Raw genomic sequence first — 21124 nt, 5'->3', positions numbered from 1 at the left:
ACTCACCACCACTCACCACTTACCGCTCACCACTTACTGCCTACCACTCACCCAAGATGGTGGAGGATGACGGGATCGAACCGACGACCCCCTGCTTGCAAAGCAGGTGCTCTCCCAGCTGAGCTAATCCCCCATTAAGCTTCGATAACCGGCGCATTGCTTCGTTGCTCACCGTCTTGTGTGCACCAGCACACGGCGACGATTCGCGCCTCGCACTGCTTGGTTCTCAAACCTTAATGAACCAAGCCCCGCCAGTTTTAAACCTGGTGGGCCTGGCTGGATTTGAACCAGCGACCCCACGCTTATCAAGCGTGTGCTCTAACCAACTGAGCTACAAGCCCGGTCAAACAACAACCGATAGGTGTGAGTGTTGATGCAGCGTTCTCTAGAAAGGAGGTGATCCAGCCGCAGGTTCCCCTACGGCTACCTTGTTACGACTTCACCCCAGTCATGAAACCCACCGTGGTAAGCGCCCCCCTTGCGGTTAGGCTACCTACTTCTGGCAGATTCCACTCCCATGGTGTGACGGGCGGTGTGTACAAGACCCGGGAACGTATTCACCGCGACATGCTGATCCGCGATTACTAGCGATTCCGACTTCATGCTCTCGAGTTGCAGAGAACAATCCGGACTACGATCGGCTTTCTGGGATTGGCTCCACCTCGCGGCTTGGCAACCCTCTGTACCGACCATTGTATGACGTGTGAAGCCCTACCCATAAGGGCCATGAGGACTTGACGTCATCCCCACCTTCCTCCGGTTTGTCACCGGCAGTCTCATTAGAGTGCCCTTGCGTAGCAACTAATGATAAGGGTTGCGCTCGTTGCGGGACTTAACCCAACATCTCACGACACGAGCTGACGACAGCCATGCAGCACCTGTGTGCAGGTTCCCTTTCGGGCACCAATCCATCTCTGGAAAGTTCCTGCCATGTCAAGGGTAGGTAAGGTTTTTCGCGTTGCATCGAATTAATCCACATCATCCACCGCTTGTGCGGGTCCCCGTCAATTCCTTTGAGTTTTAATCTTGCGACCGTACTCCCCAGGCGGTCAACTTCACGCGTTAGCTTCGTTACTAAGGGATTTCACTCCCCCAACAACCAGTTGACATCGTTTAGGGCGTGGACTACCAGGGTATCTAATCCTGTTTGCTACCCACGCTTTCGTACATGAGCGTCAGTGTCATCCCAGGGGGCTGCCTTCGCCATCGGTGTTCCTCCACATCTCTACGCATTTCACTGCTACACGTGGAATTCCACCCCCCTCTGACGCACTCTAGACTGCCAGTTCAAAACGCCATTCCCAGGTTAAGCCCGGGGATTTCACGTCTTGCTTAACAATCCGCCTGCGCACGCTTTACGCCCAGTAATTCCGATTAACGCTCGCACCCTACGTATTACCGCGGCTGCTGGCACGTAGTTAGCCGGTGCTTCTTCTGCTGGTACCGTCAGTAGCGCGCTATGTTAGAGCGCACCGTTTCGTTCCAGCTGAAAGAGCTTTACAACCCGAAGGCCTTCTTCACTCACGCGGAATGGCTGGATCAGGGTTGCCCCCATTGTCCAAAATTCCCCACTGCTGCCTCCCGTAGGAGTCTGGGCCGTGTCTCAGTCCCAGTGTGGCGGATCATCCTCTCAGACCCGCTACTGATCGTCGCCTTGGTGGGCCTTTACCCCACCAACTAGCTAATCAGACGTCGGCCGCTCGAATAACGTGAGGCCTTGCGGTCCCCCACTTTCCCCCTCAGGGCGTATGCGGTATTAGCACAACTTTCGCTGCGTTATCCCCCATTACTCGGTACGTTCCGACGCATTACTCACCCGTTCGCCACTCGCCACCAGGTGCAAGCACCCGTGCTGCCGTTCGACTTGCATGTGTAAAGCATTCCGCCAGCGTTCAATCTGAGCCAGGATCAAACTCTTCAGTTCAATCTCTGCAATTACTTCAATACTTCAATCGCTCAACTCAAATGAATTACTTCATTTCAGTGTGAGCATCTATGCTAGTCGCCACCCCGGCCTGAACCAGGATAGCTGCCGCATCAACACCCACACCTATCGGCTGTAAATTGTTAAAGATCAATCGATTAGCACCGCAACTTCCAACCCGGCGCCGCTTCGAGAGGTGCGCATTCTACAGATCAGACAGAACACGTCAACACTTTTTTTCGAAACGTCGCGAGCAAGCCTGCTTCGCCAACTCGTCACTGCTTTCACCCCGATCCGCAACTCACGCTGCGTTTCGAAGAGGTGCGCATTCTACAGAGCAAAAAAGTTTCGTCAACAACCTTCGCGCAAGATTTTTCAAACAATCGTGACGCGCGCGAATTTTCGCTTGCCCACCTGGGCCACCACGGTCGCCCCCACGGGGACGCTCACCCCTTTGTCCGCCACGCGTTCACCGTCCAGCCTCACGCCGCCGCCAGCAATCTGCCGGATGGCGTCAGACGTACTGACGACCAGCCCCGCCTGCTTCAGCAGCTGCGGCACGGCGAGCGCGCCATCGACGCCGGAGAGGCTGATCTCAGGCATGTCCTCCGGCAAGGCCCCCCGTTGGAAACGCGCCTCGAATTCAGCCAGCGCATGGTCGGCAGCCGCCTTGCCGTGGAACCGCGCGACAATCTCCTGGGCGAAGCCGACCTTGACGTTGCGGGGGTTGGCGCCCTCGGCGACCTGGTGCTTCCAGCCCTCGATCGTCGACAAGGATTCGAACGAAAGCAGCTGGACGTACCGCCACATCAGGTCGTCCGAAATCGACATCAGCTTGCCGAAGATTTCCTGGGGCGGCTCGTTGATGCCGATGTAGTTGCCCAGCGATTTCGACATCTTGTTGACGCCATCGGTGCCCTCGAGCAGGGGCATGGTCAGGATGCACTGGGGCGGTTGCGCATGGTGCTTCTGCAGTTCGCGCCCCATCAGCAGGTTGAATTTCTGGTCGGTGCCGCCCAGCTCGAGGTCTGCCTTCAGTTCGACCGAGTCGTAGCCCTGGATCAGCGGATACAGGAATTCGTGGATCGCGATCGGCTGCTGGTTGTTGTAGCGCTTGTGGAAATCGTCCCGTTCCAGCATGCGGGCCACGGTGTGGGTGGCCGCCAACCGGATCATGCCGACCGACCCCAGCCCCTCCATCCATTCGGAATTGAAGCGCACTTCCGTCCGCTCGGGATCGAGAATCTTGAACACCTGCTCCTGGTAGGTCTTGGCGTTCTCCGCCACCGCCTCCCGGGTCAACGGCGGACGGGTGGTGTTCTTGCCGGTGGGATCCCCGATCATGCCGGTGAAATCGCCAATCAGGAAGATCACCTGATGCCCCAGCTGCTGGAACTGGCGCAACTTGTTCAAGAGGACGGTATGCCCGAGATGAAGATCCGGCGCGGTCGGGTCAAACCCGGCCTTGATGCGAAGCGGACGTCCCGCTTTCAGCTTCTCGACCAGCTCGGCCTCGACCAGCAGCTCGTCGGCACCGCGCTTGATTTCCTGCAAGACGTCCTGCATCAAATTCCTCTCTGTAAACCGTCAAGTTTGCCCGGAACCTAGCCGTAAACCCTGTATGGCAGCCCATCCAATTCACGCAAGCCGCTGATTGGATTGAAGAAACTCCGACCGGGGCAATTGTGGTAGACTCCCGGCTCGATTACGGAAGGGAAACGGTCCATGCCGCTCACCAAACTGAGAATCTTAACCGATCGCATGACTGGAGCGGAACGTCGCCTCAGCCTGCGTGCGCTGGTTGCGCTCTCCAGCCTGCCTCTCTTCGGTGTGGTCGCCGCCTTCGGCCTGGCACCCGACACCGCCACGAGCAACATCCCGCCAGAAACGATCACCGAAGCCATCGCCTTGCCGGCGCTGGCCAACACGGGCAACGCCGGCACATTCGAGCGCGAAGGGCTGATCCGGTCGGGCGACACGCTCGCGACCGCCCTGCAGCGCCTCAAGATCGATGACCTCGACATCCAGCAGCTGCTGGCCACCAGCGCCGTGCGCGACCTGGCTACCAGCATCCGCGCAGGCAAACGCATCCGGGCGACCACCTCGCAGGACGGGCACCTGCTGGCGATCCGCTTCGAACGCGGGAACGCGCCCGATCTGACGGTCCGCCGGCAGGGCGACACCTACGTCTCCGAGCAGGTCGCCGACGCCACGGAAACCCGCGTCATCATGCGCTCCGGACGGATCAGCTCGTCCCTGTATGGCGCCACCGACAGCGCGGGCATCCCCGACAAGATTGCCGACAAGATGGCAGAAGTCTTCTCGACGAAAATGGATTTCCGCGAAGACCTGCGCCGTGGCGACACCTTCTCGGTCATCTATTCCGTCACCTATCGCAACGGCGAGCCGGTTGCCACCGGCGAACTGCTGGCGGCCGAATTCGTCAACGCCGGCAAGACCTACCGGGCCGTGCTCTACCGCGACCCGGCGGGCCGCGAAGACTACTACACGCCCAACGGCGAATCCCTGAAGAAAGGCTTCCTCCGCTCACCGCTGGAATTCTCCCGCGTGACCTCGAACTTCAGCAGTTCGCGCATGCACCCGGTGCTCGGATATGCCCGTGCCCATACCGGCGTCGATTTCGGTGCGCCGACCGGGACACGCGTGAAGGCCACGGGCGACGCCACGGTTGAATTCGCGGGCCGCCGGGGTGGCTACGGCAACCTCGTCATCCTGCGGCATCCGAGCGGCTATGAAACCTACTATGGCCACCTCAGCGCCTTCGCGCCCGGCATTCGCCCGGGCCGTGCGGTGAGCCAAGGCCAGGTGATCGCCTATGTCGGTGCCACCGGCGTGGCGACGGGCCCGCATCTGCACTACGAAGTCCGGATCGCGGGCAAGCCCTACAATCCGCTGACGGTCAAGCTGCCGGGTTCGCCCCCGCTCGTTGCGGCCCAGCGCGCGCGCTTCCTGCAGCAAACCGCAAGCTGGTCCGACAAGCTGGGCCTGCTGCGCGGCACCAACCTCGCCGCGCTCGATTGAGCGAAACTGCCACACATGAGGCCGAACGCTACGTCGGCCTCATGTCCGGCACCAGCCTCGACGGCGTCGACGCCGTTCTTGCCGAGATAGGCCCCACGGGCCCGATCCGCCTACTCCACTCCCATTACCTGCCGTATCCCGAGGCGCTGCGCACGCAACTGCTGGCCCTGCACGCGCCGCAGGCGAATGAAATTCACCTGGCCGCCCTCGCCGCCAACGACCTGGCGCGCCTTTACGCGGACGCGGTCAATGCCCTCCTGGGCGACGGCGCGCGGGACAGCGTGCGCGCGATCGGCTGCCATGGCCAGACCCTGCGCCATCGTCCCGCCGACGGCTACACGCTGCAGATCGGCAACGCCGCCTTGCTCGCCGAACTCACCGGCATCGCGGTCGTGGCCGATTTCCGCAGCCGCGACATTGCTGCAGGTGGTCAGGGCGCCCCGCTGGTGCCGGCCTTTCACGCGCACGTATTGCGCGACCCGGTGATTCACCGCGTCATCGCCAATGTCGGCGGCATCGCCAACGTCACCGATCTGCCGCCGACCGGCCCGGTGCGCGGCTGGGACACGGGGCCGGGCAACCTGCTGCTCGATGCCTGGATCCTCCGTCATCAGGGGGCGCATTACGACCCGGACGGCCGCTGGGCAGCCAGTGGCCGCGTCCACCCCGCCCTGTTCGATGCATTGACGGATCACGCCTACCTGCGCCAGCCGCCGCCAAAGAGCGCGGGGCGCGAGCAGTTCAACCTGGACTGGCTGGACGCCGTTCTTGCGGGCCTGCACGAGGCGGTGGCGCCCGCCGACGTACAGGCCACGCTGCTCGAATTCACGGCCGTCAGCCTGGCCGATGCGGTACGGCGCGATTGCGCGGGGGCGCGGGAACTCTATGTCTGCGGCGGCGGCGCCCACAACGGCGCCCTGATGCGGCGCGTCCGCGCCCGCTTGGCCGGGGTCGAGGTCGACACGACCACGGCGCTGGGAATCGACCCGGACTGGATGGAAGCGCTCGCCTTCGCGTGGCTGGCCCGGCAGACCCTGCACCGCGCCCCGGGCAACCTGCCAGCCGTCACCGGCGCCCGCGGTGAACGCGTGCTAGGCGCCGTCTATCCTGCCTGAGCGCGCGACGCCCCCAAAAGAAAAAAGCGGCCGAAGCCGCTTTTTTATGCCGTCGGGTTCCGCTCAGGCGGAGAACGACGAACCGCAACCGCAGGTGGTCTGGGCGTTCGGGTTCTTGATCACGAACTGCGCGCCTTCCAGGCCTTCCGAATAGTCGATTTCAGCGCCGACCAGGTACTGGAAGCTCATCGAATCGACCAGCAGCGTGACGCCGTTCTTCACCATCACGGTGTCGTCGGCGTTCTGCGTCTCGTCGAAGGTGAAGCCGTACTGGAAGCCCGAGCAGCCGCCGCCCGAAACGAATACGCGCAGTTTCAGGTCGGGGTTGCCTTCCTCGTCGATCAGGCTCTTGACTTTGGCCGCGGCGCTGTCGGTAAAGATCAGCGGCGATTCCATTTCGGTTGCTGCATTCATGGTGATGCTCCTAAAGAAAGTGTGGGGTGATTATCCGCATCACCCGACGTGCGTCAAGCAAAGACCCTCTTCGGGCTGCGGAGTTCCGGCGCCGTCTTCAGCTCAGGGCAGCATGCCCACGTCGGCCAGCGCCACGTCTTCGGGCAGGCCGAACAGGATGTTCATGTTCTGCACCGCCTGGCCGGCCGCCCCCTTGACCAGGTTGTCGATCACCGACAGCACCACCACCATGTCCCCGCCGTGCGGCCGGTGCACCGCGATGCGGCAGGTATTGGCGCCGCGCACCGAACGCGTCTCCGGATGGCTGCCGGCCGGCAGCACGTCGACGAAGGCCTCGCCGGCAAAGCGCTTCTCGTACAGCGCCTGCAGGTCGACGTCGGTACCGACCCTGGCATAGAGGGTCGCGTGGATGCCGCGGATCAGCGGCGTCAGGTGCGGCACGAAGGTGAATCCGACCTCCCTGCCGGCGAACATCTCCAGCCCCTGCTTGATCTCCGGCCAGTGGCGATGGCCGGCGACGGCGTAGGCCTTGAAGTTGTCCGCCGCCTCGGCGAACAGGATATGCGTTTCCGGCTTGCGCCCGGCGCCCGACACGCCCGACTTGGCGTCCGCCACCAGGAAGCTCGCGTCGGCCACGCCCGCCTCCAGCAGCGGCAGGAAACCCAGTTGCACCGCGGTCGGGTAGCAGCCCGGGTTGGCGATCAGGCGGGCGCCCTTGATCTTGTCGCGGTTGATCTCGGGCAGGCCATAGACCGCCTCGGCGACGAGATCCGGGCAGGCGTGCTCCATCTTGTACCACTTCTCCCACACCGCCAGGTCCTTGATGCGGAAGTCGGCCGCCAGGTCGATCACCTTGACGCCGGCGCCGAGCAGCGCGCGGGTCTGCTGCATCGCCACGCCGTTGGGGGTGGCAAAGAACACCACGTCGCAGGCCTCCAGCCCGGCTTCCTCAGGCGAGGAAAAGGCGAGCTTCACGCGCCCGCGCAGATTGGGGAACATGTCCGCAACCGGCATCCCGGCTTCCTTGCGCGAGGTGATGGCCTTCAACTCCACCTCGGGATGACGCGCCAGCAGGCGCAGCAGTTCGACACCGGTGTAGCCCGTGCCGCCGACGATACCGACTTTGATCATGCTGTGGCTTCCTTGCAGAGAACCCTTGAATTGTAAGACACGCGCGATGCGCAGGCATGAAAAAAGCCGCCCTGAAGGACGGCTTTTTCTTGCGCAGGCCAGCGATCAGCGCTTGGAGAACTGCTTGCGGCGACGGGCCTTGTGGAAGCCGACCTTCTTGCGCTCGACTTCGCGGGCGTCGCGGGTGACGAGACCAGCGGCCTTCAGCACCGGCTTCATCTCGGCCGAGAAATCGATCAGGGCGCGGGTGATGCCGTGGCGCACCGCGCCGGCCTGGCCGGATTCGCCGCCGCCGGAGACGTTCACCATGATGTCGAACTTGTTCAGGCTGTCGGTCAGCACCAGCGGCTGGCGCACGACCATGCGGCCGGTCTCGCGGGAGAAATACTCGTCGACGGGCTTGTCGTTGACGACGATCTTGCCGCTGCCCGCCTTGATGAACACGCGCGCAACCGATTCCTTGCGACGACCCGTACCGTAGTTGTAGTTACCGATCATGATGCGACCTTATGCGTTGATTTCGAGGGGCTTGGGCTGCTGAGCCTCGTGCGGATGTTCCGCGCCCGCGTAAATTTTCATCTTCTTGATCATGGCATAGCCGAGCGGGCCCTTGGGCAGCATGCCCTTGACCGCCTTTTCCAGCGCACGACCGGGGAAACGCTCCTGCATCTTGCCGAAGGTCGTTTCATAAATGCCCCCGGGGAAACCCGAATGGCGATAGTATTTCTTGTCGAGTTCCTTGTTGCCGGTCACGCGCATCTTGGCGGCGTTCACGACCACGATGTAATCGCCAGTGTCGACGTGGGGCGTGAACTCTGGCTTGTGCTTGCCGCGCAGACGGCGGGCAATCTCGGAAGCCAGGCGGCCCAGCACTTTGTTGTCGGCGTCAACCACGAACCAGTCGCGTTTGACTTCATGCGTTTTTGCGGAAAAGGTTTTCATGACCCAACCTCTGCACAGAGGATAATCTCGGAAAGCCGGGCATTTTAACTGCCGAGCTGGAACAAAGTCAAACACTGTATGCGAACCCCGGGCCACCCCGGCATACAATCCCCGCCATGACCGCCTGGCTCGCCACCGACCTGATCGCCCTCGCCCTGCTGCCGCCGCTGTCGCTGGTGATCCTGCTGGCCGCCGGCCTTTTCCTGCATCGTCGCCGCCCCCGCCTGGCCATGTCGCTCATCCTGCTGTCTGCCGTCGCGCTGTATGCCCTGTCCACCCCCTGGGTCGGCGGCCTGCTGGAAAAGAGCCTCGAAATCAGCCGACCGCTCGACCCCGCCGACCTCAAGACGGCCGACGCCATCGTCGTGCTCGGCGGCGGGCGGCGCATCGACGCGCCCGAATACGGCGGCGACACGCTCAACGGACTGAGCCTGGAGCGCCTGCGCTACGCCGCCCTGCTGCACCGCTCCAGCGGCCTGCCCCTGCTCGTCACCGGCGGCATGCCCGGCGGCGGCACGCAGCCCGAAGGCCGCATCATGCAGCGCATCCTTCAGGACGAATACGGCATCGCGCCGCGCTGGGTCGAGGACGGCGCGCTCACCACCTGGGACAACGCGCGGCGGTCGGCGCCGCTGCTGGCGAAAAGCGGCGTGCACCGCATCGTCCTCGTCACCCACGCCTGGCACCTGCGGCGCGCCGTGCCGCTGTTCGAGGCCCAGGGCCTCGCCGTCATCCCGGCGGGCATCCAGTTTTCCAGCACGCGCATCGACTCGCCGCTCGACCTCGTGCCCACGCCCGCCGGCCTGCGCGACAGCACCTTCGCACTGCACGAATGGCTGGGCATTTTGTGGTACAAACTTCGCTCGAATTTCTGATCCGTTCGCCCCGCGCCTGGCCGAAAGACAGGCTCGTCGAAGCCACTATTTAATCTGAAGGAATCCCATGAAAGCCCGCGTCAAACTCATCGAAGGCGTCAGCTTCGTCGGCCAGAGCGAATCCGGCCACAGCGTCGTCATGGACGGCCCGCCCGACGGCGGCGGCAAGAACCTCGGCGTGCGGCCGATGGAAATGCTGCTCCTGGGCCTCGGCGGCTGTTCCGCCTACGACGTCGTCCACATCCTGAGGAAGGGCCGCCAGGCGATCACCGACTGCGTCGCCGACCTTTCCGCCGAACGCGCCACGACCGATCCCAAGGTGTTCACGAAGATCCACCTGCACTTCACCGTCACCGGCAAGAACCTCGACCCCAGGCGCGTCGAGCAGGCGGTGAAGCTCTCGGCCGAGAAATATTGCTCGGCCAGCATCATGCTCGGCAAGGTGGCCGAGATCACCCACGATTTCGAGGTGGTGGAGGGGTAAGCCCACCTGAAAGACGTCATGCCAACCACGTCACCCGACGGCCTGCAGTCAGCCCTGGCCCACGCCCGCGCCGGCAATCTGGCCAACGCCGAGCGCATTTGCACACAGCTGCTCGCCCAGCCAGATCCGCAAGCCGACGCGTTTCATCTACTCGGCGTCATCCGCAACATTCAGGGCCGCTATTCCGAGGCCGAGCCGCTGTTGGGCCAGGCCATCGCCCAGCAGCCCGGCATCGCCAAATACCATTCGAATCTCGCGAACGCCCTGCGCGGCCTCGAACGGCCCGAGGAGGCAGAGGCGAGCTATCGGAAGGCGCTCGCGCTCGACCCCGATTTCGACGACGCGCGCGTCAATCTGGCGCGACTGCTCCACGCCATGAATCGCTGGGACGCGGCCGTCGCCGAGTACGAGCACCTCGTACGCCGCCACCCGCATGACACCGCCGCCCGCGTCCATCTTGCCCATCTGCTGCAATCGGGCAACCGTCTCGCCGAAGCCGAAGCGGTCGCATCGGCAGGCCTGCTGACCGACCCGGCGAACCCCGGCCTGAATCTGATCATGGCGATCTGCGAGCGCCGCGCACAACAATTCGAACAGGCGCTGCAACGCTTCCAGCACATAGACGCGAGCGGACTGGATAGCGAGCTGGCCTCGGTCTTCCACTACGAGCGGGGGCTGCTCTACGACCGGCTCGACCTGGTCGCGCCTGCTTTCGCCGACTTCGCCGAAGCCAATCGCCTGCAGGCCGGGCTCGCCCAGCAGCGCGGCATCGACAAGGTCCGCTACACGGATGAGCTGGACCGACTCGCGCGAATCGATGTGAGCTGGCTGCGCGACCTGCCCGCCACCGCCAGCCAGCCGCCCGCACCGGTTTTCCTGATCGGTTTTCCGCGCTCAGGCACGACCCTGCTCGACCAGATCCTCGACAGCCACCCGCAGATCCAGACGCTGGAGGAAAAGCCCATCGTCGGCCTGCTGTGCGACGACATGGACCGGCTGGTCGCGGGCAGGCCGAACGGCCTCGCAGACCTGCGAGCCGACGAGCGCGCGCGCCTGCGCGCGCTTTACCACGAATACGTGGCCGACTTCCTCGAGCTTCGCCCGGGCACGCTGCTGGTCGACAAATACCCCCTCAACCTGATCCGCCTGCCCTACATCCTGAGCATCTTCCCCGATGCGCGCTTGATCCTCGCCCTGCGCCATCCGGCGGACTGCGTGCTGAGCGGCTTCATGCACCTGTTCGCTCCCAACGATGCGATGGCCAACTTCTACACCCTCGACGACGCGGCCGCCCTTTATGCGCGCGTCATGGGGCTGTGGCGCCGTTGGGCCGAACAACTGCCGCTGCGCTACCACCGCGTTTATTACGAGCATCTGGTGCAGGACCTACCCGGCGAGATCCAGCCCCTGCTGGATTTTCTCGGCCAGAACTGGAACGCGGACATGGCACGCCCACACGAGCATGCCGCACGGCGCGGCCACATCAACACCCCCAGCCATTCGCAGGTCACGCAGCCGATCTACCGACGCGCCGCCGGGCGCTGGCAGCGCTACCAGCCCTGGCTCGACAATGTGATGGAGACGTTGCAGCCTTACGTCGACCATTTCGGCTACAGGGACCAGGGCGAGGCCGGCGGGTAGCGCCCAACGATTCACGACAAGTCCGCCCCCCTCACACGCGTCGATCGGGCGCAAAAAAAAGGGCTCCCGAAGGAGCCCTTTTTTGCTTCATCTTCAAACCGGGCAAGCCCGGCGCTGAATTAGAAGCTGTGCTTCATGCCGATACCGAACACCGAGGGATCGACACCCGCGTACGGGAAGGGAGCAGCCGTCGTGCCAGCGTTGCTGCCGGGGATGAAGGTGTTGCTGGTGCCTGCAGCGCCCAGACCGTAGCCGGCGTTGGTGTCGTTCTTGACCTTGGCGTAGAAGGCGTAGGCCGTGGTGCGCTTGGACAGCGCGTAGTCAGCACCCAGCGTGTACTGCTTGGCGCCGCTGTTGGCGATGTTGCCCTGCTCGTCGGCCTTCAGGTAGTTGGCCTTGAGGGTGACGGCACCGATGGCGTAGTTACCGAACACGCCCCAAGCCTTGCGGTCCATCAGGCTGTCGCCGTTCGCAAGGGCGTCACCGGAGGCCTTCTCGTACAGGGCGCCCAGCTTGGCGCCACCAAAGCTGTAGCCAGCAACAGCACGCCAGATGTGGGCCGACAGGTCGACGCCGGCAGCAGAGCTGTTGTGCTTCTCGTAGCCGGCGCCCAGCATCAGGGGACCATTGTTATAGTTGACGGCACCGCTCCAGGCGTCGCGCTTGTTGCAGTCGAGGCTGCTCGCACACGTAGTGATCGACGAAATCGGAGCAGCGGTGGTGCCCGAGGCGCTCGTGTCCGTGACATAGGCCAGGACAGCCGACAGGCCGCTGAAGTCGGGGGTGACGTAGGCGATGGTGTTGTTGGTGCGGGCATCCCACGCGTTCGCGCCAACCAGAGTCGTGCCCAGGATGTTGCGGGAGTCGGCGATGCCGTCGCCGAAGTTGTCGACCGCGCGGCCGAGGCCCTTCATCGGGGTGTCGATCTTGCCCAGCAGAACGGTACCGAAGCCGCCCTTCAGGCCGACGAAGGTGTTACGGGCAGCCAGCGAGCCGCTGCCTTGGTCAGCAGCAATGCTGGACTCGACCTGCCACACGGCAGCCAGGCCGCCGCCCAGATCTTCGGTGCCTTTGAAGCCGATGCGGCTGTTGTTGTTGTTGACGCTGGTGCTCTTGTCGACACCCGTCCTGCCGCTGTCGATACGCTCGACGGACATGTTGAACACGCCATAGATGTCAACGTTGCTGGTGGCGGCGAAAGCCGGGGCGGCAAAGGCGGAAGCCATCGCCAGCGCAATCAGTTTCTTTTGCATAGCAAATCTCCTTGAGAATGTTTGTAAGCTCTGCAGAGCTGTCCAGCCCCTGAAGGCCTAGTGGACGGGATCGATTATCCAGAGACCGGGTGACACGACAAGCGCGCGCTGTTGTTTTTTTTGTCATTCAACCGCAAAAGTGTTGTTTTGTTGCACTCACACAACAGGCAGGCCGCATCAAGGAAGCCCTGAACGAGCCCCTTCGACAAGCTCAGGCTGCGTCGTGAGCCTGCCAAACGGACGAACGGCAATTGTTGATTCCGTTCGGGGCGAGCCCTTCGGCAAGCTCATGACAGGCTCGAACGCGCTCCTGAGCGAAATCGAAGGGCATGAGCGGTATCAGCTTGTTGAGGCCTCCCTTAAGGCGTTTCAAATCCCGGCGGCCATTTGCGCGACATATGCAATACGCGAAGTATTTCCACCCGCCGTTCCTTGACGCGGTAGGGAATGATGTAGGGAAAATGCCGCAACACCAGTTCGCGTGTCCCTGGCACGCGCCCGGGACGGCCCATGTCGGGATGTCGTGCCAGGAGCCGGGTGGACTCGTCTGCTTCCACCACGAGCGCGGCGGCGGCGCGAGGGTTGTCCTGCGCGACATAGGCGGCCTCCTGCTCAAGATTGCGCAGGGCACGACGCAGCCATTTAACCTGCATGCTTTTTCAGCAGGTCTGCCAACTCGGAGGCGCTCGCAAAATCACCGTTGTCGGCTTCGCGGATTGCCTGTTCGATTTCGCCGATCTGCCAGGCTTCCAGATCGATATATCGCGCGATGGCCTCTTCCGCCAGAAACGATCTGGAACGATGTGTTGCTTGCGCGAGCTTGTCCAGCTTTGCCTTGATTTCTTCGGGGACGCGTAGTGTCAGTACTGCCGTGGCCATTGAACGACTCCTGCCGTATGACGTTGTATACATACGCAGCATAGCATGATGGAGCGCAGGGCCAAACAAGAACGGTCGACCGTTGCCTGCCCTCCCGGTCGCAGCCTGTCGCGACTACAATCGGGCACAACCGCTTGAATACCGGAAGCACGGAGGGCACCAATGCGCTGGGAGAACGGACGCCGCAGCGAGAACATCGAGGACCGGCGCGGCATGTCGGCGGGCCGGCGCGGCCTGGTCGGCGGCGGCATCGGGGCGATCATCCTGGCGCTGGTGGCGATGTACTTCGGCGTCGACCCGTCGGTGGTGCTGAACCAGGCTGGCGAGGTGGCGCAGACGCAGGCGCAGCAGCCGGCGCCCGGCGCCAGTCCCGAGGAGGAGAAGCTCAAGGATTTCGTGTCGGTGGTGCTGGCCGACACGGAGGACGTGTGGGGCGCGGTGTTCCAGGCGTCGGGGCAGCGCTACACGCAGCCCAAGCTGGTGCTGTTTTCCGGCGCGGTACAGTCGGCGTGCGGCTTCGCCGAGGCGGCGATGGGGCCGTTCTATTGCCCGGCCGACCACAAGCTGTATCTCGACATGAGCTTTTTCAACGATCTGGCGCAGCGCTACGACGCGCCCGGCGATTTTGCGCAGGCCTACGTGGTGGCGCACGAGGTCGGCCACCACGTGCAGACGCTGCTCGGGATCTCGGACCAGGTGCAGGCGGCGCGCGGCCGCGCGGACGAGGTCCGGGGCAACGCGCTGCAGGTGCGGATGGAACTGCAGGCGGACTGCTTCGCCGGCGTGTGGGCCTACCACGCCAACCAGGCCCGGCACGTGCTCGAACCGGGCGACGCCGAGGAGGCGCTGGCGGCCGCGGCGGGGGTGGGCGACGATCGCCTGCAGAAGCAGGCGCGCGGCTACGTGGTGCCGGACGCCTTCACCCACGGGACGTCGGAGCAGCGCATGCGCTGGTTCAGCCGCGGCATGGAACGCGGCGACCCGGGACAGTGCGACACCTTCAAGGCGGCGCGGCTGTAGAGCGGGCCATGCAGATCTGGGTCGACGCCGACGCCTGCCCGGCGGTCATCAAGGACATCCTGTTTCGCGTGGCGGATCGGCTGCGACCACCGCCGACGAGCGATACTGCGCTGATCTATAAGAGCGCGTTTGCGCTGCCGCCACGGGCTGGTTTTTCAGTGTCCCTGTTAAACCTATACAATCACCTCGTCGGCTAGAACAGGTGTGCGCAAAATGGAAACCACGACATTGGAACGGATTACCGTCGACCCGGCACAGTGCGGCGGGCGGCCCTGCATTCGAGGGATGCGCATCCGGGTAAGCGATATTCTTGAATTGTTGGCCGCAGGGGAAAGCCGTGACGAGATTTTGGCCGATTATCCCTATCTGGAAGCGGAAGACATCACCGCCACCCTGTTGTATGCGGCACGGCAATTTGATCACCCGGTGCTAAAAGCGGCCTGACGTGCATCGTTTCCTGGTCGATGCTCAATTGCCGCCGGCCCTGGCCAGAAAAATTGCAGCGATGGGCCACGAGGCGTCCCATGTCCTTGACGTGGGCCTGCTCGAGTGCAGCGACAGCCGGATTTGGGACTACGCCCTGGAGAATGGCGCCATCATCATTACCAAGGATGAGGATTTTGCGATACGCGCCTCCGTCAGCAAGGCGCCACCGATGATTGTGTGGGTCAGGATCGGCAATTGCCCCAACGCAAGATTGCTGGCGTGGTTCGCAGCGGAACTGCCTTCCGTGATCGCCGCGCTCGACTCCGGCACCTACCTGGTTGAAATAGCAGGCTAGCGCCCGGTTCGATCGATCGACTGATTACCTCCCGCGCTTGCCATGCAGATCTGGGTCGACGCCGACGCCTGCCCGGCCGTGATCAAGGACATCCTGTTTCGCGTGGCGGATCGGCTCCGGCTGCCGCTGACGCTGGTGGCCAACCGGCTGTTGCGGGTGCCGCCCTCGCCCTATATCCGCGCCCGGCAGGTGCCGAGGGGCTTCGACGTTGCCGACCGGCACATCATGGACGAGGTCGCCGCCGGCGACCTGGTGGTGACGGCGGACATTCCGCTGGCCGCCGCATTGATCGAGAAAGGCGCGTTCGCCCTGTCGCCGCGCGGCGAGTTCTACCGCGCCGACAGCATCCGCGAGCGGCTCGGCCTGCGCGACTTCATGGAAGGCCTGCGCGGCGCCGGGGTCGACATCTCGGGGCCGGCCGCGCTGTCGCAGGCTGACCGTCAGGCGTTCGCCAACCAGCTCGACCGCTTTCTGGCGCAGCGCGGCCCGCGCTGAATCCGTCAAGAACGCGCCAGGGCCCCGCTCACACCCAGCGCCCGCCGCCCGCCAGCCCCACCATCAGCCGCACGCTGCCGTAGGCCAGCCACGACAGCACGCGCCGCGGCCAGGGCCGGCGCTGCCAGCCGGCGGGGGCCAGCGCCACGGACTGGCCGATGGCCTGCTGCAGGCGCTGCCGCAGGTCGTGCGCAAAGCCCTCGTCGTCGACGACAAGGTTCGCCTCGCGCGCGAGCAGCAGGCTGAAGGGGTCGATGTTGCTCGAGCCGACGGTCGCCCAGTGGCCATCGGCCACCGCCACCTTGGCATGCAGCTCGCTCGCCTGGTATTCGTAGATGTGGACGCCGGCGGCCAGCAGGTCGCGGTAGAGCGCGCGGGCGGCGGTCTGGAAGAAGGGATGGTCGGTATGGCCTTGCGTCAGCAGGTGGACGCGCACGCCGCGCGCGGCGGCGTTTCTCAGCAGCTTCCGGAAACGGCGGCCGGGCAGGAAGTAGGCGTTGGCGATGACGATCTCGTCGCGCGCAAGCGCCAGTGCCGCCAGATAGACGCGCTCGATGTCGCGCCGGTGGGCGAAATTGTCGCGCACGACGAAGGCCGCGCGTACGTGCCCGTCGGTGGGCCAGGTCGGGCTGATCGTCGTGTCGTGGTCGCCGCCCTGCAGCTGCGTCAGGGCGACCAGGCGCCACAGGCGGAACACGCTGCGATGGATGGGCGCCAGCAGGGGCCCCTGCACTTCCACGCTGAAGTCGAGCCGCGGCCGGGCGAGCGGGCCGGGTTCGAGATCGTCGATGAGGTTCATGCCGCCGAGGAAAGCGATGCGCGCATCGACCACCGCGAGCTTGCGGTGCAGGCGCCGCAGCGTTCGAGGGTTGGCGCGCCAGCCGGTCGCCAGCGGGCGGTAGGTGAGGAGGTTCACGCCCGCCGCCGCGAGGGCTTCACGCCAGGCGGCCGGCAGTTCGCGCGAGCCGATGCCGTCGACCAGCACGCGTACCCGCACGCCGCGCCGGGCGGCGCGCACCAACGCGTCGCGAACCGCCTCGGCGCTGCGGTCGGCGTTGAAGATGTAGGTTTCGAGGTGGATCTCGTCGCACGCGGCGTCGATCGCCGCGATCAGTGCCGGAAAGAACTCGGCACCGCTCTGCAGGAGACGCACGCGGTTGCCGGGCAGCGGCTCGATGCCCGCAAAGAACGGCCGGTTCGAGCGGCTGCGTGCGGTCATCAGACCGGACTGAGCGTGGCGGTCAGGGCAGCGTGGTCGGAAATGCGATGCCAGGCATTGCCGGTGTGGACGTGCGCCTTGTCGATGTGAAAGCGCCGCACGTAGATGCGGTCGAGCTGGAACATGGGGAGGATGGACGGGTAGCTGCGGGCCGGCTTGCCGTGGTGCGTCTCGAACACCTCGACGAGGCCGAGCTCGTCCTTGAAATAGGCGCAGGCGCGCATCCGCCAGTCGTTGAAGTCGCCGGCGAGGATCAGCGGCGCGTCGTCGGGCACCATCCGCCGCACCCGCGCGGAGATCATCGCCATCTGGCGCTTGCGGCCGGCTTCGGTCAGCGCGAGATGAACGTTGATGCAATGCACGGGCTGCCCGATGCCCGGCACCTCGATCTGGCAATGCAGCATGCCGCGGCTCTCGAAGGCGTGAGCGGAAATGTCCTCGTTCTCCCAGTTGAGGATCTTGTAGCGCGACAGGATGGCGTTGCCATGATGGCCGGTGTCGTAGACGCAGTTCTTGCCGTAGGCGAAGTCGGTGTAGACGTGGCCGGCGAGGAACTCGTGCTGCGGTTTGCCCGGCCAGTGCTGGAAGCGGCTGGCACGCAGGCCGTGGCTGTGCTGGACTTCCTGCAGGAACACGATGTCCGTGCCGAGGTTACCGAGGCGCTCGCGCAGTTCGTGGACGGTCAGCCGCCGGTTGAACTGCGACAGGCCCTTGTGGATGTTGAAACTGGCAACGTGCAACGGTGCGTTCATGAATAAATTATAAGCGCCCGGGGAGAAGGCGGATGGCGGCCGCGTTGCTGGGCGAGAAGCAGCGTTCGGCCGCAAGGTCCCACGGCAGCCATTCGTAGCGCAGGTGCTCGCGCGGCGCCAGCTGGACCGGCAGCGGCGCCGGCAGCTTGAGGCCGAACACGTGCTCGGTGTTGTGGGTGACGCCGGGCGCATAGCGGTGGCGCCAGCGTTCGTAGATCTCGTAGCGGGTTTCGATTCCCCACGGGGTCAGCTCGAAGGCGGCGGCGTCGAGGCCGGTTTCCTCGCGCACTTCGCGGATCGCGGTCTGCTCGAGCGTTTCACCCTCGTCCTGCGATCCGGTGACCGACTGCCAGAACCCCGGCGCGTCGGCACGTTCGATCAATAGCACCTGTCCGTCGGCGGTGTGGATCACCACCAGCACGGACACCGGGATCTTGTGGCCGGTCACTCGATGCGGACGTCGAGCGCCTCGCCCGTCTTCATGATCGCGATCAGGCGGTCGATGTTGGGATGCTTGCCGGGGTGCTGGACGGCGTCCTCGGTGTGTTCGGCGTAGATCGCCAGCCCCTCGGCCGCCGCTTCGGCGTTGATCGCACCGTACTGCTGCGCGAGGTGGGCATAGACGCGGAACGAACCGGCGGTGCCGGGCGCGTTGGCGATCGTCGCCACCTCGGCGCCTGACGTGTCGGTCAGCACCAGCTTCGTGCCCGCGAATTGGGGTAGGGTTTTCAGGGTGTCGGCGAATTTCATGCTGCGGGCTTGTCGGCTGCCACCGGGTTGCGCAGGCGGATATGCAGCTCACGCAGCTGCTTCTCGTCGACCACGTTGGGCGCGTTGGTCATCAGGCAGGAGGCGCGCTGGGTCTTGGGGAAGGCGATGACGTCGCGGATCGACTCGGCGCCGGTCATCAGCGTGACCAGGCGGTCGAGGCCGAATGCCAGGCCGCCGTGCGGCGGCGCGCCATACTGCAGCGCGTCGAGCAGGAAGCCGAACTTCTCGCGGCGCTCGGCTTCGCCGATGTTCAGCGCGGCGAACACCTTCTCCTGCACCGCCTCGCGGTGAATACGTACCGAGCCGCCGCCGACTTCCCAGCCGTTCAGCACCATGTCGTAGGCCTTCGACAGGCACTTGCCGGGATCGGTCGCGAGCCAGTCCTCGTGGCCGTCCTTGGGCGCGGTGAAGGGGTGGTGCAGCGCATCCCAGCGGTTCTCGTCCTCGTTGAATTCGAACATCGGGAAGTCGACCACCCACAGCGGCGCCCAGGTGCGGCCGTCGACGAAGCCCTTTTCGTGACCGATCTTGAGGCGCAGGGCGCCGAGTGCATCGGTGACGACCTTGGCCTTGTCCGCGCCGAAGAAGATGAGGTCGCCGTTGGCGGCGCCGGTGCGTTCCATCACGGCCTTCAGCGAGGCCTCGGAGAGGTTCTTGACGATGGGCGACTGCAGGCCGGTTTCGTTCAACTGCGCGACATCGTTGACCTTGATGTAGGCCAGGCCCTTGGCGCCGTAGATCTTGACGAATTCGGTGTAGCCGTCGATCTCGCCGCGGCTCAAGCTCGCGCCACCGGGGATGCGCAGCGCGGCGACGCGGCCCTTGGGATCGTTGGCCGGACCGGAGAACACCTTGAAGGCGACGTCCTTCATGACGTCGGCGACGTCGACGAGTTCGAGCGTCACGCGCATGTCGGGCTTGTCGGAGCCGTACTTCGCCATCGCCTCGGCATAGGGCATGCGCGGGAAGGGATTGGGCAACTCGATGCCCTGGGCCTTCTGCATCATGTCGCGGATCATGCCCTCGACCAGGACCATGATCTCCTCCTCGCCGAGGAAGGAGGTTTCCAGGTCGACCTGGGTGAACTCGGGCTGGCGGTCCGCGCGCAGGTCCTCGTCGCGGAAGCACTTGGTGATCTGGAAGTAGCGGTCGAAGCCCGACACCATCAGGAGCTGCTTGAAGAGCTGCGGCGACTGCGGCAGCGCGTAGAACATGCCGTCGTGCACGCGCGAGGGCACCAGATAGTCGCGCGCGCCTTCGGGGGTCGAGCGCGTGAGCATCGGCGTCTCGACCTCGATGAAGCCGTGAGCGTCGAGGTAGTCGCGCATCAGCTTGGCGACGCGGTAGCGCAGGCGCAGGTTCCTCTGCATCGGCTCGCGGCGCAGGTCGAGGTAGCGGTACTGCAGGCGGATGTTCTCGTTGATGGTGTCGTCGTCGAGCTGGAAGGGGGGCGTCAGCGAGGGATTGAGGATCTCGATCTCCTGCGCCAGCACCTCGACCATGCCGGTCGCCTGGTTGGGGTTCTCGGTGCCGGCGGGGCGCGGACGCACCTTGCCGACGATCTTCAGCACGAACTCCGAGCGCACCTCCTCGGCCAGCCTGAACGCGGCGGGCGTGTCGGGGTCGACGACCACCTGCACCTGGCCCTCACGGTCGCGCAGGTCGACGAAGATGACGCCGCCGTGGTCGCGGCGACGGTGCGCCCAGCCGCACAGGGTGACGCTGTTGCCGATGTCGGTGGCGGTAACGCCGCCGCAGTAGTGTGTACGCATGTTTTTTTCCTAGTGGGTGCTCCGTCCCGACTCGCCGGAGGCGACGCCCATCGAGACGATGTATTTCAGCGCGCGGTCGACCGGCACATCCAGTTCGACGACCTCGCTCTTCTTGACGTAAAAGTAGAATCCGTTGACCGGGCTCGGCGTCGTCGGGATGAACACCGCGACGTGCTCGTCCGGCAGCACCGCCGCGACTTCGTCCGGCACGTTCGTCTGGAACGCGAGCGACCATGCCTGCGGATGCGGATAGCGCACCAGCAGGACCTTGCGGAAGGCGTGGCCGCTGCCCGACAACAGGGTATCCGAGACCTGCTTGACGCTGCCGTAGATCGACTTCACGACCGGGATGCGGACCAGCAGCCGCTCCCACATGTCGATGATCTTCTGGCCGAAGAAATTCGCCGCGAACATGCCGGTGAGCACGATCACCAGCAGCGTCAGAATGACGCCGAGGCCCGGAATGCGGAATCCCAGCCAGGCTTCGGGCTGCCAGTTGGCCGGCAGCACCATCAGCGTCTGGTCGAGCGTGTTGATCAGCAGGTCGATCACCCACAGGGTGATCCCGAGCGGCACCCAGATCAGCAGGCCGGTGATGAAATAGCGTTTCATGA

The 21124-nt window shown here is 64.4% G+C and carries 24 protein-coding genes, 2 tRNA genes and 1 rRNA gene; 10 read left to right on the top strand and 17 right to left on the bottom strand.

The annotated features are described in order from the left end of the window. Positions 1 to 57: 57 nt before the first annotated feature. The 4 genes from VA613_RS02645 to tyrS all read right to left on the bottom strand — a co-directional run bounded on the left by VA613_RS02645 (position 58) and on the right by tyrS (position 3490). Positions 58 to 133, bottom strand: a tRNA-Ala gene (locus tag VA613_RS02645). A gap of 131 nt (positions 134 to 264) precedes the next feature. Beyond that, positions 265 to 341, bottom strand: a tRNA-Ile gene (locus tag VA613_RS02640). Positions 342 to 389: 48 nt separating this feature from the next. Then, a 16S ribosomal RNA gene (locus VA613_RS02635) occupies positions 390 to 1924 on the bottom strand. A 375-nt stretch (positions 1925 to 2299) separates the two neighbouring features. Further along, entirely contained in the window at positions 2300 to 3490 is a 1191-nt protein-coding gene (gene tyrS, locus VA613_RS02630; protein ID WP_324780314.1) for a tyrosine--tRNA ligase, read from the bottom strand. 159 nt (positions 3491 to 3649) lie between these two features. On the opposite strand from tyrS, the gene VA613_RS02625 reads away from it, so the two are divergent. Both VA613_RS02625 and VA613_RS02620 read left to right on the top strand, forming a co-directional pair. Then, positions 3650 to 4966, top strand: coding sequence for a peptidoglycan DD-metalloendopeptidase family protein (locus VA613_RS02625; protein ID WP_324780313.1), 1317 nt, complete (start codon positions 3650 to 3652; stop codon positions 4964 to 4966). Beyond that, a complete protein-coding gene (locus VA613_RS02620) occupies positions 4963 to 6081 on the top strand; it encodes an anhydro-N-acetylmuramic acid kinase (protein ID WP_324780312.1) in 1119 nt (372 codons plus the stop codon). Before VA613_RS02625 ends, VA613_RS02620 begins: the two co-directional genes overlap by 4 nt. A 63-nt stretch (positions 6082 to 6144) precedes the next feature. On the opposite strand, the gene erpA is transcribed toward VA613_RS02620, so the two are convergent. From erpA to rplM, 4 genes are all read right to left on the bottom strand, one after another. Further along, positions 6145 to 6495 (bottom strand): iron-sulfur cluster insertion protein ErpA, encoded by a 351-nt coding sequence (gene erpA / locus VA613_RS02615; protein ID WP_324780311.1) that lies wholly within the window; start codon positions 6493 to 6495, stop codon positions 6145 to 6147. A 102-nt stretch (positions 6496 to 6597) separates the two neighbouring features. Continuing rightward, positions 6598 to 7626 carry an N-acetyl-gamma-glutamyl-phosphate reductase gene (gene argC, locus VA613_RS02610; RefSeq protein WP_324780310.1) on the bottom strand — a complete coding sequence of 343 codons (1029 nt, stop codon included), beginning with the start codon at positions 7624 to 7626 and terminating at the stop codon, positions 6598 to 6600. A 105-nt stretch (positions 7627 to 7731) separates the two neighbouring features. Next, entirely contained in the window at positions 7732 to 8124 is a 393-nt protein-coding gene (gene rpsI, locus VA613_RS02605) for a 30S ribosomal protein S9 (RefSeq protein ID WP_324780309.1), read from the bottom strand. 9 nt (positions 8125 to 8133) lie between these two features. Then, on the bottom strand, positions 8134 to 8568 hold the full coding sequence (gene rplM / locus VA613_RS02600; protein WP_324780308.1) for a 50S ribosomal protein L13: 435 nt from the start codon (positions 8566 to 8568) through the stop codon (positions 8134 to 8136). A gap of 116 nt (positions 8569 to 8684) precedes the next feature. Between rplM and VA613_RS02595 the strand changes: the two genes are divergently transcribed. The 3 genes from VA613_RS02595 to VA613_RS02585 all read left to right on the top strand — a co-directional run bounded on the left by VA613_RS02595 (position 8685) and on the right by VA613_RS02585 (position 11568). Further along, a complete protein-coding gene (locus VA613_RS02595) occupies positions 8685 to 9443 on the top strand; it encodes a YdcF family protein (RefSeq protein WP_324780307.1) in 759 nt (252 codons plus the stop codon). 67 nt (positions 9444 to 9510) lie between these two features. After that, positions 9511 to 9927, top strand: a complete 417-nt coding sequence (locus tag VA613_RS02590; protein ID WP_324780306.1) for an OsmC family protein — start codon at positions 9511 to 9513, stop codon at positions 9925 to 9927. A gap of 18 nt (positions 9928 to 9945) precedes the next feature. Next, positions 9946 to 11568: a tetratricopeptide repeat-containing sulfotransferase family protein gene (locus VA613_RS02585; protein WP_324780305.1), complete on the top strand. Its 1623-nt coding sequence runs from the start codon at positions 9946 to 9948 to the stop codon at positions 11566 to 11568. Between the two features lie 119 nt (positions 11569 to 11687). On the opposite strand, the gene VA613_RS02580 is transcribed toward VA613_RS02585, so the two are convergent. The 3 genes from VA613_RS02580 to VA613_RS02570 all read right to left on the bottom strand — a co-directional run bounded on the left by VA613_RS02580 (position 11688) and on the right by VA613_RS02570 (position 13700). Next, a complete protein-coding gene (locus VA613_RS02580; RefSeq protein ID WP_324780304.1) occupies positions 11688 to 12821 on the bottom strand; it encodes a porin in 1134 nt (377 codons plus the stop codon). Positions 12822 to 13180: 359 nt separating this feature from the next. Further along, positions 13181 to 13474: a type II toxin-antitoxin system RelE/ParE family toxin gene (locus VA613_RS02575; protein ID WP_324780303.1), complete on the bottom strand. Its 294-nt coding sequence runs from the start codon at positions 13472 to 13474 to the stop codon at positions 13181 to 13183. Further along, positions 13464 to 13700: a CopG family ribbon-helix-helix protein gene (locus tag VA613_RS02570; RefSeq protein ID WP_324780302.1), complete on the bottom strand. Its 237-nt coding sequence runs from the start codon at positions 13698 to 13700 to the stop codon at positions 13464 to 13466. Before VA613_RS02570 ends, VA613_RS02575 begins: the two co-directional genes overlap by 11 nt. Before the next feature lie 162 nt (positions 13701 to 13862). Here VA613_RS02570 and ypfJ point away from each other — a divergent pair, with 162 nt between their 5' ends. Genes ypfJ through VA613_RS02545 form a run of 5 tightly spaced genes read left to right on the top strand, consistent with a single transcriptional unit; the run spans position 13863 to position 15996 of the window. Next, positions 13863 to 14720: a KPN_02809 family neutral zinc metallopeptidase gene (gene ypfJ / locus VA613_RS02565; protein WP_324780301.1), complete on the top strand. Its 858-nt coding sequence runs from the start codon at positions 13863 to 13865 to the stop codon at positions 14718 to 14720. Positions 14721 to 14728: 8 nt separating this feature from the next. Further along, positions 14729 to 14917 carry a hypothetical protein gene (locus VA613_RS02560; protein WP_324780300.1) on the top strand — a complete coding sequence of 63 codons (189 nt, stop codon included), beginning with the start codon at positions 14729 to 14731 and terminating at the stop codon, positions 14915 to 14917. 16 nt (positions 14918 to 14933) lie between these two features. Next, positions 14934 to 15164 carry a DUF433 domain-containing protein gene (locus VA613_RS02555; protein ID WP_324780299.1) on the top strand — a complete coding sequence of 77 codons (231 nt, stop codon included), beginning with the start codon at positions 14934 to 14936 and terminating at the stop codon, positions 15162 to 15164. 1 nt (position 15165) lies between these two features. Beyond that, complete coding sequence (locus tag VA613_RS02550; RefSeq protein WP_324780298.1) at positions 15166 to 15501, top strand: DUF5615 family PIN-like protein; 336 nt, start codon at positions 15166 to 15168, stop codon at positions 15499 to 15501. A 42-nt stretch (positions 15502 to 15543) separates the two neighbouring features. After that, a complete protein-coding gene (locus tag VA613_RS02545) occupies positions 15544 to 15996 on the top strand; it encodes a YaiI/YqxD family protein (protein WP_324780296.1) in 453 nt (150 codons plus the stop codon). Positions 15997 to 16024: 28 nt separating this feature from the next. Here the strand turns inward: VA613_RS02545 and clsB are convergent, their stop codons facing one another. Genes clsB through VA613_RS02515 form a run of 6 tightly spaced genes read right to left on the bottom strand, consistent with a single transcriptional unit; the run spans position 16025 to position 21122 of the window. Continuing rightward, entirely contained in the window at positions 16025 to 17215 is a 1191-nt protein-coding gene (gene clsB, locus VA613_RS02540) for a cardiolipin synthase ClsB (protein ID WP_324780295.1), read from the bottom strand. After that, positions 17215 to 17967, bottom strand: coding sequence for an endonuclease/exonuclease/phosphatase family protein (locus VA613_RS02535; protein WP_324780294.1), 753 nt, complete (start codon positions 17965 to 17967; stop codon positions 17215 to 17217). Before VA613_RS02535 ends, clsB begins: the two co-directional genes overlap by 1 nt. 7 nt (positions 17968 to 17974) lie before the next feature. Beyond that, on the bottom strand, positions 17975 to 18415 hold the full coding sequence (gene nudB, locus VA613_RS02530; protein ID WP_324780293.1) for a dihydroneopterin triphosphate diphosphatase: 441 nt from the start codon (positions 18413 to 18415) through the stop codon (positions 17975 to 17977). After that, positions 18412 to 18717: a DUF2322 family protein gene (locus VA613_RS02525; protein WP_324780292.1), complete on the bottom strand. Its 306-nt coding sequence runs from the start codon at positions 18715 to 18717 to the stop codon at positions 18412 to 18414. Before VA613_RS02525 ends, nudB begins: the two co-directional genes overlap by 4 nt. Further along, positions 18714 to 20510, bottom strand: coding sequence for an aspartate--tRNA ligase (aspS, locus tag VA613_RS02520; protein ID WP_324780291.1), 1797 nt, complete (start codon positions 20508 to 20510; stop codon positions 18714 to 18716). Before aspS ends, VA613_RS02525 begins: the two co-directional genes overlap by 4 nt. A gap of 9 nt (positions 20511 to 20519) precedes the next feature. Continuing rightward, complete coding sequence (locus tag VA613_RS02515) at positions 20520 to 21122, bottom strand: DUF502 domain-containing protein (RefSeq protein ID WP_324780290.1); 603 nt, start codon at positions 21120 to 21122, stop codon at positions 20520 to 20522. Positions 21123 to 21124: the final 2 nt, after the last annotated feature.

It is taken from the genome of Thiobacillus sp. SCUT-2 (genome assembly GCF_035621355.1).
In the GTDB taxonomy this organism is placed as follows: domain Bacteria; phylum Pseudomonadota; class Gammaproteobacteria; order Burkholderiales; family Thiobacillaceae; genus Thiobacillus; species Thiobacillus sedimenti.
The sequence above is the reverse complement of the archived record's forward strand: the minus strand, read 5'-3'. Positions and strand labels throughout refer to the sequence as shown.